The following is a 14,493-nucleotide window of genomic DNA, read 5'->3' on the forward strand; positions in this document are numbered from 1 at the left end:
GTGACCCACGTTGTCCTGGGGCATTGCTGTAAGGATGCCTCGTGCGTGCGGGTGTGCCCGCAGAACTGCATTCATCCCGCCCCGGGTGAAGCGGGTTTCGAGTCGGCCGAGACGTTGTTCATCGACCCGCGCTCGTGTATCGATTGCACTGCCTGCGTCGAGGCCTGCCCGGCGTCTGCCATCAAACCCGAGTGGACGTTGACCCTCACCGAGCGGCGCGACGCGGCCCGCAACGCAGAGTTCTTCGAGCAGGCTCCCGAGTCCCGGCCCCTGTCGCGACGGATCCGCTTCGAGCAACCGCTGGGCAGGCCGAGCGACAGGCTGAGGATCGCCGTCGTTGGATCCGGGCCGGCGGCGATGTACACCGTTCGCGAACTCCTCCGGCGATCGACCTCGGTACGCATCACCGTCTTCGAACAGCACGGCGAGATCGGGGGCCTACTGCGCCGGGGTGTCTCCCGGGACCACGTCGGCGTTCGCGACATGATCCGGCTCTTCGACGTGCCCTTCAGCGACGATCGCGTCACGATCATCCACAACACAGAAGTCGGTGTGGATGTCTCGGTCGACGACCTTCGGACCGGATTCGACGCCGTAGTGCTCGCGTGTGGCGCTTCACAACCGCGCAGACTCGGACCCACGACTGCGGATCGCGGCGAGGGTGTCCATGAGGCCATCGACATTCTGGTGGCCGAGAACTGTGGGGTGTCCGGTATCCGCCCGCACGGACCGCTGGGACCGAGATCCATCGTGATCGGGGCGGGAAACGTCGCCTTCGATGTCATCCGATGGATGGCCAAGACACTCGACCGAGGTGCCGCGGCCCGAGCGGTGACGGAGGTGGTCGTGTTGTCGCGATCGGCCCCGGATCGCGCCTCCTTCACGCCGTCGGCGTTCTACGAACTTCTGGACCTCGAGAATGCCGAGGTGCTGATCGACCGCTCCGGCCGCCCGCCGGTCGCCGGTGCGGACACCCCGTTGCTCCGTGACCTCTCCGCCCTGCCCGCTGTCGATCTTTGCGCGGCAGACGGCCCGACCGCCACCGCCGCAGGCCTGCTGCGCGTGGTGTTGTCCTTCGGGCAGGAGGTGACCGATCTCGGGAAGACAGCGGCCGGCGGCGTCGCGGTCACCACGACGACCGGTCGGACCTTCCTCGCGGACTCCGCGATATGCGCGACCGGATTCACGACGAAGCAGATCGACGGCATCCCCGTCGACGAGCGGGGGCGGGTGCCCAACCGCCGAGGGCGAGTGATCTCGATCGAGACAGGCGAACCGCTCGACGGACTGTATGTCGTCGGCTGGGCGAAACGAGGCGCCTCCGGCGGCGTCGGCGACAACCGCAGCTGCGCCTCGGGGACCGTGACACAGCTCGCCGCAGACCTGCACTCGCGGGTGTGACGCCCGGGTCGGCCGGCCGACTACGACGCACCCAGAGTTAGCTACACCGACGACGAGCCATCGAGGACTCGCTCGACCAGCTCGAGGCCAGTGGGAACGAATCACAGTCGGCCGTCATCGACGTCGACGAGACGGACACCGCGGAGTCGTTCGAGCTGCCCGGGACCGACCTGTCCGGCGAGGCAATCACGGTACGGGAGATTCCCGAGGAGGCAGGCGAATTCACCTGCACCAGTTGTTTTCTCGTCCATCACCGCAGCCGCCTCGCGGGCACGGCCGGTGGGCAGATGGTCTACCTGGACTGCGCCGGCTGAGCACATCCCAGTATGTTGGGATTTCACAACCGGGCCATGTGTGACTGCATATCTATGCGGGATTCCCGCACGAGCTGGAGTCGCCGGGGCGAGCCGGTTCCGCCCGCCGTCCGCTTCTCCTATCCTTAGTGGGTATCCATGTCCCGGTACGCGGTAGACGGGCGGGTGTTCGTTCGCGCAGACGGGTTTGGTGTACACCGAGAGCCCGTGCGTCCTCTCTCATCGCTGCGCCCCCGTGGGCGCGGGTTGCGGTACTTGTAGCAGGAGGTATGAGCGGGCCTCGTCGTATCGATACGACGGAGGAGGCTGAGATGAATCAGCCAACCATGGACCCGACCTTCTATCGCAGCGCAGCCGAGGCCGCCGCCGCCGCGCCGGAGCAACTGGCCTACGTGGTCGCGTTCGATCGCGCAGCGGAGAAGCCCGATGCGCTGAGCGTGATCGACGTGGATCCCGGCTCGGGCACATACGGCCGGGTGGTGGGCTGGACCGAGGTACCCCATCGGGGCAACGAGTTGCACCACTTCGGCTGGAACGCCTGTAGCAGCGCGCTGAAACACGAGGGTCACCACCTGGAGGGGTTGGCTCGCCGGTACCTGATCGTGCCGGGTCTGCGCTCGTCCCACCTGTATGTGTTCGATACTCGGCCCGATCCACGCCAGCCCACGCTGGCCAAGATCGTGGACAGCGCCGAGCTCGCAGCCAAGGCCGGTTACTCCCGACCACACACGTTGCACTGCGGGCCGGACGGCGTGTTCATGACCTGCCTCGGCGGTGCCGACGAATCGGACGGGCCGGGCGGGATCGCACTGCTCGATCACTCCACATTCGGTGTGCTCCGGCAATGGGAGACCGACCGGGGGCCTCAATATCTCGCGTACGACGCCTGGTGGCATCTCAACCAGAACACACTGATCAGCAGCGAGTGGGGCACGCCGTCGATGATCGAGGACGGGCTGGTACCGGAGCTGTTGCTGGAGAACAAGTACGGCCACGCGATCCATTTCTGGGACCTCGGCACCGGCAAGCATCAGCAACGAGTGGACCTCGGCGCGCAGCACCAGATGCCGCTCGAGCTACGCCCGTCGCACGACCCGGAGGCCACGTGGGGATTCCTCGGCGTGGTGATCTCGACCGAGGATCTGTCGGCCTCGGTGTGGCGTTGGCACCGCGACAGGGACAGCTGGGCGGTGGACAAGGTGATCACCATCCCGGCCGAGCCGGCCGATCCCGACCTGTTGCCGCCTGCGCTGAAACCGTTCGGTGCGGTGCCACCGCTGGTGACCGATATCGACCTGTCGGTCGACGACAAATTCCTCTACGTCTCGTGCTGGGGTATCGGGGAACTCAAACAGTTCGACGTGCACGACCCGGCCAGCCCCATAGAGACCGGGTCCGTCCGGCTCGGAGGGATCGTGGGCCACAGCGCTCATCCGGCGGCACCGAACCGGTCGCTGTCCGGTGGCCCACAGATGGTCGAGATCAGCCGTGATGGTCGGCGGGTCTACGTCACCAACTCCCTGTACGGCGCCTGGGACGATCAGTTCTACCCGGACGGCGTTGGTGCCTGGATGGCCGAGATGCACGCCGATCCTCGCGGCGGAATGACCGTCGACGAGGCCTTCTTCCCCCATGACGAGGACTTTCGGGGTCTGCGGGTACACCAGGTTCGCCTCCAGGGCGGCGATGCCTCGTCCGATTCCTACTGCTACCGGTAGCAGTCGGCATCGGCGTCGGCGCGCCGCGCCCTGCGCCGCGAGCACCGGGGTTCGGCTCAATTCCATGTCCTCGCGGCGGTGGTCGGATGCGGGCCGTACGTGATCACGCCCATCGCCGACACCTGATGAGGGGCAGCCGGATTCCCCGGCTGGGCAACGGTTCTCGGTGACACGTCGGGGTGCCGCCGTGAGCGAGGTGTGCACCTTTCGGAGGCGGTGGCCACGTCTTCTTCGAGCCGCGCCGGATCTGAGGAGTTCCGGGGCCGTCCGGCCGCGCCCTGTCGTCGGTTCAGGCGCGTTTGCGTTCCGAGGTGGACGACTTCGCTGTGGCCTTCTTCGCCGCGGTCTTGGCCGGGGCCTTCTTCGCCGGCGTCTTCTTGGCGGGTGCGGCCTTCTTCCCCGCGGCATCGACGCTGCGCTGCAGTGCGGCGACGAGATCCACCACTTCGGCGTCCTCGCCGCTCTTCTCGACCTCGGCGACGGGAATGACCTTCTTGCCGCCCGACTCGATCATCTCGTCGAGCAGTTCACGCAACTGCACCTGGTAGTCGTCGGTGAATTCGGTGGGGTCGAAGTCGTCGGCCATGCTGTCGACGAGGGTCTCGGCCATCGCGAGTTCCTTCGCCTTCGGCCTGTCCACGTCGTCGAGTGAGGAGAACTCGGCCGCGCGTACCTCGTCCGGCCACAGCAGAGTCTGGATCACCAGCACTCCGTCCCGCGAGCGCATCGCGGCCAGTCGAGTGCGCTGGCGGAGCGTGAAGTGGACGAGAGCGGTGCGGTCGCTGTTCTCGAGGGCAGTGGCGAGTAGGACATAGGCCTTCGGAGAGCTGGAATCCGGTTCGAGGAAGTAACTCTTCTCGAACAGAATGGGGTCGATCTGTTCGGTCGGCACGAACTGCAGAACGGGAATCTCGTGTTTCTCGGCGGCGGGTAACTTGCCGAAATCGTCGTCGGTCAACACCACGCGGACCCCGTCATCGGAGTCGTAGGCCTTGTCGATATCGGCGTATTGGACGACGTTGCCGCATTCGGAGCACACGCGGTTGTATTTGATCCGGCCGCCGTCCTTGGCATGGACCTGGTGAAATCTGATGTCGTGATCTTCGGTTGCCGAATAGACCTTGACCGGCACGTTCACGAGTCCGAACGCTATCGAGCCCTTCCATATCGACCGCATGCGTTCCATGATGGTCTCCTTTTCGCGTTCGCGCGACAGTTCATCGAACTTCCCGGCGAAGCGTGGAACGGAGAATCACACCGCGGATATCGCCGGAGGATGCGAGAAACATCCGGCCCATTGCCGACAGTGTTCCACGCGGATTCGACCGTTCGGACAGATATGCGGCCTGCAGTTGTGGCGGCAGATCGAAGAAATGCCCGAAGAATTCGGGGACGTGCTCGGGCCCCAGATCCAGAAGGACGCGCAAGCCGATCGATCGCAGTGACGCGACGGCGCGCGCCTTCCACGGCCACAGTCGCGCGTTCGAGCCGTCACGAAGGTCCCGGGCCAGGGCATCTGCGTACAGAAGTGACGCGGCGACGCTGTAGCCGGTGCCGGGGTGCATCAGCCCGGCGCGGGCTCCGAAGCGAACCTGGTCCGAGCTGTGGGAACGACCGGCCTCGGGTGGTGGCTCCACGGCGAACCTCACGCGCTCGACGTCCGAATGGGACGGCACGGTGATGCCGCGCGCCCGGAGCCGGTCGTGGAGTCTGGTGGCGAGTTCGGAGATCGGGAGTGGGGGCCGGCCGACGAGGCAGGTCTCCTCGAGCAGGAACCGGTCCCGGGTGAGCGGGACCCCGTAGAGGAAGGACGGCGCGTCCGTGGATGACGTGCCGTTGTCGCGGCGCCAATCCATGAACACCGCGGCCTCGCCGCCCAGTGCGTGTGCGGCCGTGCCGGGGTCCACTACGACGCCGTACGCCGTCTGCTGGGCGAGGTCGGGGCTGTCGCCCGTACCCCGGGCATCGACGACGGCGTGAGCGTTCAGCGTCGAACCGTCGTCCAGTCGGACGGAGGTGGGGGAGAGGTCCACGGCTCTACCTGCGATAACAGTTCCGCAATCGTCACCGAGTATTGATTGCAGCCTATATGTATTCAAAACGCAGTAGGTGCGGTCGATGGTGTGGCGGCGCATTGTCCACGCTGCCGGGCGGTCGGTTCTCGTCGCGACGGCATCCCGCGGGAGCCAGTCGGGGAGTTCGTCTTCCCAGGCGGCATACGTCGCGGTCCACGATCTGCGGGGGAGGGGATCGACCGATACGACTGCCGAACCGAGGGCGGTGGCCCGGTGGGCGAGGGCGCGGCCGGCGGGACCGAGGCCGACGATCGCAACGTCCCAGATCGGCGGACGGGAAGTGGCTGTCACGCCGCCAGCCTGTCACGACTGCCGAGTTTTCCGCCGCCATGTGACCCGATTCCATAGTCGGACCGAGACGGAAGTGCGTAGTTTCCCGAATTCTCGGTTGGACAGCTCACCATCGAACCAACAGAACTCACCACCGTGCGCTGGTCCGGACAGCACTTTGCACGTTCCATTCAGCAACGAAGACCGGGCCGGAGGTCGCCGGGGGGTCGGGCACGGCGGCGAACGTTAGCGGGATCACTGGCGCGCGTGGTCCGAGCGGGCAGTGGTCGGGTAAAATCGCTGGTTCGTGTGTTCTTTGCGCAGTTTCTCTCATTCAGCGCCTGTGTCATTTTCCTAGGAGTTCTTGTTGATCACCGCTACCGACCTGGAAGTTCGAGCTGGAGTGCGGACGTTGCTGTCTGCTCCCGGGCCGGCTTTGCGGGTACAGCCCGGCGACCGCATCGGGCTGGTCGGCCGTAACGGTGCCGGCAAGACGACCACCCTCCGCATCCTCGCGGGGGAGGGGGAGCCGTACGCGGGAGCCGTCGTACGCACCGGCGACCTCGGGTACCTCCCGCAGGACCCGAAGGAAGGTGACCTCGACGTCCTCGCGAAGGACCGGGTGTTGTCCGCGCGCGGTCTCGACTCGCTGCTGCGGGACATGGAGAAGCAGCAGATCCTGATGTCGGAGGTCGTGGACGACGCCGAACGCGACAAGGCGGTCCGCAAGTACGGCAACCTCGAAGACCGGTTCTCCGCCCTCGGCGGGTACGAGGCCGAGAGCGAGGCGGCGCGCATCTGCAACAGCCTCGGACTGGCCGACCGCATCCTCGGTCAGCAACTGCACACCCTGTCCGGTGGTCAGCGCCGCCGAGTCGAATTGGCGCGCATCCTGTTCGCCGCGTCGGACGGCAGCGGCGGGCGGTCGGACACGACCCTGCTGCTCGACGAGCCCACCAACCACCTCGACGCCGACTCGATCACGTGGCTGCGGGGATTCCTGCAGAACCACGAGGGTGGTCTGATCGTGATCAGCCACGACGTCGATCTGCTCAACGACGTCGTGAACCGGGTGTGGTTCCTCGACGCCGTACGCGGCGAGGCCGACGTGTACAACATGAGCTGGAAGAAGTACCTCGACGCCCGCGCGACGGACGAGCAGCGTCGACGGCGTGAGCGCGCGAACGCGGAGAAGAAGGCCGGAGCGCTCCGCGCGCAGGCCGCGAAGCTCGGCGCGAAGGCCACCAAGGCCGTGGCGGCGCAGAACATGGCGAAGCGCGCCGACAAGCTGATGTCGAACCTCGACGCGGAACGCGTGTCCGACAAGGTGGCCCGGATCCGGTTCCCCGAGCCGGCCGCGTGCGGCAAGACGCCGCTGATGGCGGAGAACCTGACCAAGGTCTACGGGTCGCTCGAGATCTTCACCGGCGTGGACCTCGCGATCGACCGTGGGTCACGCGTCGTCGTGCTCGGCCTCAACGGTGCGGGTAAGACGACGCTGCTGCGCATCCTCGGCGGCGTCGAGTCCCCCGACGCCGGGGGACTCGTCCCCGGCCACGGACTGAAGATCGGCTACTTCGCGCAGGAACACGACACCCTCGACGACAACGCGTCGGTGTGGGAGAACATTCGCCACGCGGCGCCGGACACGGGGGAGCAGGAGCTGCGTTCGCTGCTCGGTGCGTTCATGTTCACCGGCCCGCAGCTCGAGCAGCCGGCAGGCACACTGTCCGGTGGTGAGAAGACCCGCCTCGCGCTCGCGGGGCTCGTGTCGTCGGCGGCGAACGTCCTGCTGCTCGACGAGCCGACGAACAACCTCGACCCCGTTTCCCGCGAACAGGTGCTCGACGCGCTCCGCAGCTACACCGGTGCAGTCGTGCTGGTGACCCACGACCCGGGTGCCGCCGAGGCGCTCGACCCGGAGCGGGTCATCCTCCTGCCCGACGGCACCGAGGACCACTGGTCGCAGGACTACCTGGAACTGATTCAGCTCGCCTGAGCCGGCGCGTAGATATCGCGGTCGCTCCGCTCTACCGTGGAAACCACCGTCGCTCGCCGACTGGAGGAGTTCATGGCTGACATCGGGGTCTTCGCCAAGAGCGCTCGGATCACGGGACCGTCGCGTGCCGATCTGCAGGCGGAGCTGAAACAGCGCTATCAGGCCGGGGCGAGTATTCGTTCCCTCGCCCGGGAAATGGGGCGGTCGTACGGGTTCGTCCGCAACATTCTCGCGGAGTCCGAGGTGGAGCTCCGCGGACGAGGCGGAGCTCACCGTCGTAAGACCTGACCGGTGTCGGTGGGGGAGTGCCGTGTCAGTCGCGGCGTCGGACGGATTCCTCGACGAGGTCGAGCACGGCCGACAGGTTGTCACCGGCGTGCCCGGAGGCGATGCGCGCGACGAGGCCGTCGAGCACCAGGTCCAGGTAGCCGATGAGGACGTCGGTCGGCACGTCGTCGCGGAGGCGGCCGGCCGACTTCTGCCGCGCGAGGCGTGCCATGGTCGCCTCGGTCAGTTCCGCCGACCGTTGCGACCAGCTTCTGCGGAAGTCGGGATCGTTCCGCAGCCGCCGGGCGATTTCGAGTCGGGTTCCCAGCCAGTCGAACTGGTCGGGCTGGGCGAGCATGTCCCGCATCACCTGGACGAGACCCTCGTGGGCGACCACGTCGGCCATCCTGGTCGCGTCCTCGTGGGCGAGCGCGAGGAACAACCCGTCCTTGTCCTTGAAGTGATGGAAGATCGCCCCGCGTGACAGTCCGGTCACTTCCTCGAGCCGGCGGACGGTGGCGCCGTCGTAACCGTATTCGGCAAAGCATCGGCGGGCGCCGTCCAGGATCTGACTGCGCCGGGCCGCGAGATGGTCTTCACTGACCTTGGGCAAAGTGCCTCCTTCGTCGGCCTGTGCACTGTTTCCGGCCCTTCGCGAGAAAAGGTGACCTCAAGCACTGAGCGCGCACGACCAGTCATTCGGGACGGTGAGATCCGCTCGAAGTGGTCGTGCGCGCTCGGTGCCTGTTCAGGCCGGAAACACGCACAGGCGCGGAGCGCCTAGAGCGCCTAGCCCTTGATCATGTTGCGGAGCACGTACTGCAGGATGCCGCCGTTGCGGTAGTAATCCGCTTCACCAGGGGTATCGATGCGTACGACTGCGTCGAACACGACCTTCTCGCCGTTCTCGCGCGTTGCCGTGACCTTCATGGTCTTCGGGGTGACGCCCTCGTTGAGCTTCTCGACGCCTTCGATGTCGAAGGTCTCGGTGCCGTCGAGCTTCAGCGACGCAGCCGACTCGCCGGCCGGGAACTGCAGCGGGACGACGCCCATGCCGATGAGGTTGGAGCGGTGGATGCGCTCGAACGACTCGGTGATGACGGCCTTGACGCCGAGGAGGCTGGTGCCCTTGGCGGCCCAGTCACGCGACGATCCGGAGCCGTACTCCTTGCCGCCCAGGACGACCAGCGGGATGCCGGCCTTCTGGTAGTTCTGCGACGCGTCGTAGATGAAGGCCTGCGGGCCGCCGTCCTGGGTGAAGTCGCGGGTGTAACCACCGGAGACGTCGTCGAGGAGCTGGTTGCGCAGACGGATGTTCGCGAACGTTCCGCGGATCATCACCTCGTGGTTGCCGCGACGCGAGCCCAGCGAGTTGTAGTCCTTGCGCTCGACGCCATGGGAATCGAGGTACTGCGCGGCGGGGGTGCCGGACTTGATCGGACCTGCCGGGCTGATGTGGTCGGTGGTGACCGAGTCGCCCAGCAGGGCGAGGACGCGAGCGCCCTTGATGTCCTTGACCGGAGCCGGATCCTTCGGCATGCCGTCGAAGTACGGAGCCTTGCGGACGTAGGTCGAGTTCTCGTCCCACTCGAAGGTGTCACCCTCAGGGGTCGAGAGGTTCTGCCAGCGGCTGTCGCCCGCGAAGATCGTTGCGTAGGACTTGCGGAACATGTCCTGGCTGATCGCCGTCTTGATGGTCTCTTCGATCTCCTGCGTGGACGGCCAGATGTCCTTCAGGAACACGGGGTTGCCATCGCTGTCGTCGCCGAGCGAGTCGGTTTCGAAGTCGAAGTCCATGGTTCCCGCAAGGCCGTAGGCGATGACGAGCGGCGGGGAGGCCAGGTAGTTCATCTTCACGTCGGGGGAGATGCGTCCCTCGAAGTTGCGGTTGCCCGAGAGCACCGCGGTGACCGACAGGTCGTTGTCGTTGATGGCCTTGGAGACCGCCTCGGGCAGCGGGCCGGTGTTGCCGATGCACGTGGTGCATCCGTAGCCGCCGAGGTAGTAGCCGAGCTTCTCGAGGTACGGCCAGAGGCCGGCCTTCTCGTAGTAGTCGGTGACAACCTGTGAACCGGGTGCCATGTTGGTCTTGACCCACGGCTTGGTGGCGAGGCCCTTCTCGACGGCATTACGCGCAAGCAGCGCAGCGCCGAGCATGACCGACGGGTTGGACGTGTTGGTGCAGGACGTGATGCCGGCAACGACGACGGCGCCGTGATCGAGAACGAACTCGCCTGCGTCGGACTTGACGACAACCGGCTTGCTCGGGCGGCCTTCTGCGCCGTTGGCGGCGGAGAGAACGTCGACTGCTCCGTCATCGGCAAACGACAGAACTGCGGGGTCGGACGCCGGGAAGGATTCCTCGACGGCCTCGTCGAGCTGAGTGTGCTCGGTCGGGTAGTTCTCTTCCACGTAGTTGTGGATGTCCTTGCGGAATGCGGTCTTCGACTCCGACAACAGGATTCGGTCCTGCGGGCGCTTCGGGCCGGCGATCGAGGGAACAACGGTTCCCAGATCGAGCTCGATGTACTCGGAGAAGACGGGCTCGTTGTCGGGATCGTGCCACAGGCCCTGTTCCTTGGCGTAGGCCTCGACGAGGGCGAGCTGCTCGTCGCTGCGGCCGGTCAGGCGCAGGTAGTCGATCGTCTCGCTGTCGATCGGGAAGATGGCTGCGGTGGAACCGAATTCGGGGCTCATGTTGCCCAGGGTCGCGCGGTTCGCGAGCGGAACCTCGGCAACACCCTTGCCGTAGAACTCGACGAACTTGCCGACCACGCCGTGCTTGCGGAGCATCTCGGTGGCGGTGAGCACGACGTCGGTCGCGGTGACGCCGGGCTTGATCTCCCCGGAGAGCTTGAAGCCGACGACGCGGGGGATGAGCATGGAGACCGGCTGGCCGAGCATGGCTGCCTCGGCCTCGATGCCGCCGACGCCCCAGCCCAGCACGCCCAGGCCGTTGACCATGGTGGTGTGCGAGTCGGTGCCGACACAGGTGTCGGGGTATGCCTGGCCGTTACGTGCCATGACGGTCGGTGCCAGGTATTCGATGTTGACCTGGTGAACGATGCCCATTCCCGGGGGGACGACCTTGAAGTCGTCGAATGCGCCCTGACCCCAGCGGAGGAACTGGTAACGCTCGCCGTTGCGCTCGTATTCGAGGTCGACGTTGCGCTCGAGTGCATCGGCCTGGCCGAAGATGTCGAGGATGACCGAGTGGTCGATGACCATGTCGGCGGGGGAGAGCGGGTTGACCTTGTTGGGGTCGCCGCCGAGGGTGGTGACAGCCTCACGCATGGTGGCGAGGTCGACGACGCAGGGAACGCCGGTGAAGTCCTGCATGATCACGCGAGCCGGCGTGAACTGGATTTCGATGCTCGGCTGAGCCGAGGGATCCCAGCCTGCAATTGCGCGGATGTGATCCGCGGTGATGTTGGCTCCGTCTTCGGTGCGGAGAAGGTTCTCGGCGAGAACCTTCAAGGAGTAAGGCAACTTCTCGGTGCCGGGGACGGCCGCGAGTCGGAAGATCTCGTATGAGTTCTCACCGACCTCGAGGGTTCCCTTTGCTCCGAATGAATCAATACTGGTGCTCACGTCAGCTCCACTCGTCTATGTGAGGGTCGCCACCGACGGGGCTGTGTCGACGGCTGCAGGCACTGCGGGCACGGCTGATCCGTGTGCGCTGTCGTGCTAGCGATGTACGGAATCGGCCCCTACCGCGGTACCTCCGATAGTCTAACAGTACGCTTGTCCTGTGAGGATCCGGGGCGGAAACGGGCCCGTACTCCCGGCGATTCTCCACGACCGCGGCAGGGACGCACCCGCACGGAACGGAACTTCGGGGACTCCTCACGTAGTGTTCACGCGAGGCTTACGTTCCTACAGCACACCCGGATGAGAGATGCCTGCCCCTATCGCCACCGCACTTCCTGCCCGTGTCACGGTCCCCGTCCATTCGGCCCTCCCGTTCGCGACGGACCTTCCGGACGACATCGACGTCTCCGACGTGGTCGCGGACGTGTCCGACGACGGGGTGTCGGCACCGTCCGACGAGACCGGTGAGCTCGCCGCCGTCGTCGACCGCGCGGCCGAGCACGGCATCAAGCTGAGCATCGTGGTGCTGGACGAGGATCCCGGCCGCGACTCGCAGCTGCGCGACCTCGCCACCGAGGTCGGCGCGGAGGAGGGCGGCACCGTTCTGGTCCTGAGCCCCAGCTGGGTCGGCACGTACAGCGATTCGATCAGCCGGGTGCTGCTCGAGTCGGGTCAGGACCGCACGTACACCGGCGACGCGGTGGTCTCCGCGAATCACTTCGTCGACGAGGTGATCGAGCCGGGACCGCCGTGGGCCCTGTTCACCGCCGTCATCGTGGCGATCGTCGTCATCGCGTCGGCCGCGACGTTCTTCGCGAAGTCGCGCCGGGCATCCGGCTCGAAGGACGGCGACGCCGCGAAAAAGGGCGACGGTGCCGCGGGCGCCGGCACGACGTACGAGCGACAGAAGCCCTGACCGCTTCCGAATTCCCGGGATAACTCGGCGGCAATTTCACGATTCGCCCGTGTGCGGCCGCTGCCTGCGTCGATGCGCGTAAATGGCGCCGACGATTCACAGTTCGACATTTCCGCTGGTCAAATTACTCATGTGTTATTTGTGACTAAAGTTTCCATAGAGTCCGGAAGTGTCGTACGGTGCATTTGGCGCTCTTGGGGAAGAAGTGTCGCAGACTGGTGATTGACGTTCAGAGTGACGACGTTCCGGCGTACGTCGGTGTCGCCGAAACACGGAAGGTGTGACTGCCGCAATTTCTCCCCACGACGAGCACAGCGCGGCCTGCGCGATCGGTGCAGAACCGAGGGAGAGAGTTGTGAAGCGACAAGCACGAGCTGGAGTGGGGCACCGTAGCTTCTCCCGCAGGCGCGCTCGCGTCGTGCGCCTCCTGATCGGACTGGGCATCGTCGGCGCGCTGGTCTGCAGCACGCCCGGCCTGGCCGCCGCAGTGCCGCCCCCGCCGCCGAATCCGTCCGACTCCGACATCGCGCAGGCCCAGTCCCAGGTATCGGCCGGCCTCGGGCAGGTCAGCGAACTGATCAACCAGGTCGCCTCCGCAGATCAGCAACTCGCCCAGCTCGACAACGAGGTCGCCATCAAGCGCGAGGACGTGAACCGGGCGCTGGTCGATCTGCAGAACGCCCGCAGCGCCGCCGATCTGGCCGCCAGTGTGGTCGGCGCCTCCCAGCAGGCGCTGCGCGACGCCGGCGCACAGATCGAACTGGCGCAGAAGGACTTCGACAAGTACGCCCGGTCGAGCTACACGCAGGGTACCAACGTCTCGGCGATCTCGACGTACCTGGGCGCCCAGGGGCCCGGTGACGTCCTGGACCGCGCGCAGGTTCTGAAACTCCTCGCCACCAGCCAGAACGCGGTGCTCGAGGGCCTGCAGCGCGCCCGGACCGCGCAGGCCAACAAGGATTCCGCGGCGCGCGAGGCGAAGCAGCAGGCGGACGTGGCCGCCGACCAGGCCGCGTCGAAGAAGTCACTGGCCGAGCAGGCGATCGCGATCGCCCGGTCGGCGTTGCAGGACCAGGCAGCGAAGAAGGCGCAGATCGAGAGCAACCGGGCGGCCGCGCAGGCCCAGCTCGACGCCGCCCGAGGCAACGTCGCGGGGCTGCAGGGGCAGCGTGAGGCGTACGCGACGTGGGAGGAGCAGAAGCGCGCCGAGGACGCGCAGAAGGCTGCCATCGCCGCCGCGGCCCGGGAGGCCGCGACGCAGGCCGCCGCGCGGGTCGCCGCCAACGAGGCGGCACGTCAACGCGCCGCGGAACTCGCCGCGGGGCAGCGGGCGCACACCACGATCGAGGACGATTCCGAGGACGAGGACTCCGCCACCGGCGGGGGAACGACCACGCCGAAATCCACCCCCAAGTCGAAACCGTCGATCAGCGGTGAGAACCTGACGGGCAGTGAGGCCATCGAGACCGTCATCGACCGCGGCCTGTCCCAGATCGGTGTGGAGTACGCGTGGGGCGGCGGCGACGAGGAAGGCCCCACCCTGGGTATCCGCGACGGCGGTGTCGCCGACAGTTACGGCGACTTCAACAAGGTCGGCTTCGACTGCTCCGGTCTGATGATCTACGCGTTCGCCGGGATCGGCATCTCGCTGCCGCACTACACCGGTTATCAGTACACCGCGGGCGAGCAGGTTCCCTCGGAGGAGATGCAGCGCGGCGACATGCTCTTCTGGGGCCCGAACGCCAGCCAGCACGTCGCCCTGTATCTCGGGGACGACCAGATGCTGGAGGCGCCGCAGTCGGGGGACGTCGTCAAGATCTCCCCGGTGCGATGGGACGGCATGACCCCTTACGCTGTCCGTATGGTGTCGTGATCCATGATGTCGATGAAGTAGTCCGCGGTGCGGATCGTGCTTGGTTGCGGCGGGGGTTGCTTGCACCTG

The 14,493-nt window shown here is 66.4% G+C and carries 10 protein-coding genes and 1 pseudogene; 7 read left to right on the forward strand and 4 right to left on the reverse strand.

The window, feature by feature from the left end:
• From P3H15_RS25770 to P3H15_RS25780, 3 genes and pseudogenes are all read left to right on the forward strand, one after another.
• Positions 1-1,401 carry an FAD-dependent oxidoreductase gene (locus P3H15_RS25770; RefSeq protein WP_276139837.1) on the forward strand — a complete coding sequence of 467 codons (1,401 nt, stop codon included), beginning with the start codon at positions 1-3 and terminating at the stop codon, positions 1,399-1,401.
• A gap of 18 nt (positions 1,402-1,419) precedes the next feature.
• Positions 1,420-1,715, forward strand: a pseudogene (locus tag P3H15_RS25775) (DUF4193 domain-containing protein); the annotation flags it as partial.
• Positions 1,716-2,026: 311 nt separating this feature from the next.
• Complete coding sequence (locus P3H15_RS25780; RefSeq protein WP_276139838.1) at positions 2,027-3,433, forward strand: selenium-binding protein SBP56-related protein; 1,407 nt, start codon at positions 2,027-2,029, stop codon at positions 3,431-3,433.
• A gap of 289 nt (positions 3,434-3,722) precedes the next feature.
• Here the strand turns inward: P3H15_RS25780 and P3H15_RS25785 are convergent, their stop codons facing one another.
• Complete coding sequence (locus P3H15_RS25785; protein WP_276139839.1) at positions 3,723-4,619, reverse strand: Ku protein; 897 nt, start codon at positions 4,617-4,619, stop codon at positions 3,723-3,725.
• A gap of 31 nt (positions 4,620-4,650) precedes the next feature.
• On the reverse strand, positions 4,651-5,799 hold the full coding sequence (locus P3H15_RS25790; RefSeq protein ID WP_276139840.1) for a lycopene cyclase family protein: 1,149 nt from the start codon (positions 5,797-5,799) through the stop codon (positions 4,651-4,653).
• Positions 5,800-6,145: 346 nt separating this feature from the next.
• Here P3H15_RS25790 and P3H15_RS25795 point away from each other — a divergent pair, with 346 nt between their 5' ends.
• Positions 6,146-7,777, forward strand: coding sequence for an ABC-F family ATP-binding cassette domain-containing protein (locus P3H15_RS25795; RefSeq protein ID WP_276139841.1), 1,632 nt, complete (start codon positions 6,146-6,148; stop codon positions 7,775-7,777).
• A 72-nt stretch (positions 7,778-7,849) separates the two neighbouring features.
• Positions 7,850-8,065, forward strand: a complete 216-nt coding sequence (locus tag P3H15_RS25800) for a helix-turn-helix domain-containing protein (protein ID WP_043825986.1) — start codon at positions 7,850-7,852, stop codon at positions 8,063-8,065.
• A gap of 25 nt (positions 8,066-8,090) precedes the next feature.
• On the opposite strand, the gene P3H15_RS25805 is transcribed toward P3H15_RS25800, so the two are convergent.
• Together P3H15_RS25805 and acnA are read right to left on the reverse strand one after the other, a co-directional pair.
• Entirely contained in the window at positions 8,091-8,657 is a 567-nt protein-coding gene (locus P3H15_RS25805; protein ID WP_072942061.1) for a TetR/AcrR family transcriptional regulator, read from the reverse strand.
• Positions 8,658-8,833: 176 nt separating this feature from the next.
• Positions 8,834-11,635, reverse strand: coding sequence for an aconitate hydratase AcnA (gene acnA, locus P3H15_RS25810; protein ID WP_276139842.1), 2,802 nt, complete (start codon positions 11,633-11,635; stop codon positions 8,834-8,836).
• A gap of 307 nt (positions 11,636-11,942) precedes the next feature.
• On the opposite strand from acnA, the gene P3H15_RS25815 reads away from it, so the two are divergent.
• Both P3H15_RS25815 and P3H15_RS25820 read left to right on the forward strand, forming a co-directional pair.
• Positions 11,943-12,551 (forward strand): DUF6676 family protein, encoded by a 609-nt coding sequence (locus P3H15_RS25815; RefSeq protein ID WP_276139843.1) that lies wholly within the window; start codon positions 11,943-11,945, stop codon positions 12,549-12,551.
• A 379-nt stretch (positions 12,552-12,930) separates the two neighbouring features.
• Positions 12,931-14,424, forward strand: coding sequence for an NlpC/P60 family protein (locus P3H15_RS25820; protein WP_276139893.1), 1,494 nt, complete (start codon positions 12,931-12,933; stop codon positions 14,422-14,424).
• Positions 14,425-14,493: the final 69 nt, after the last annotated feature.

This window comes from Rhodococcus sp. T2V (assembly GCF_029269925.1).
Taxonomy (GTDB): Bacteria; Actinomycetota; Actinomycetes; order Mycobacteriales; family Mycobacteriaceae; genus Rhodococcus_F; species Rhodococcus_F koreensis.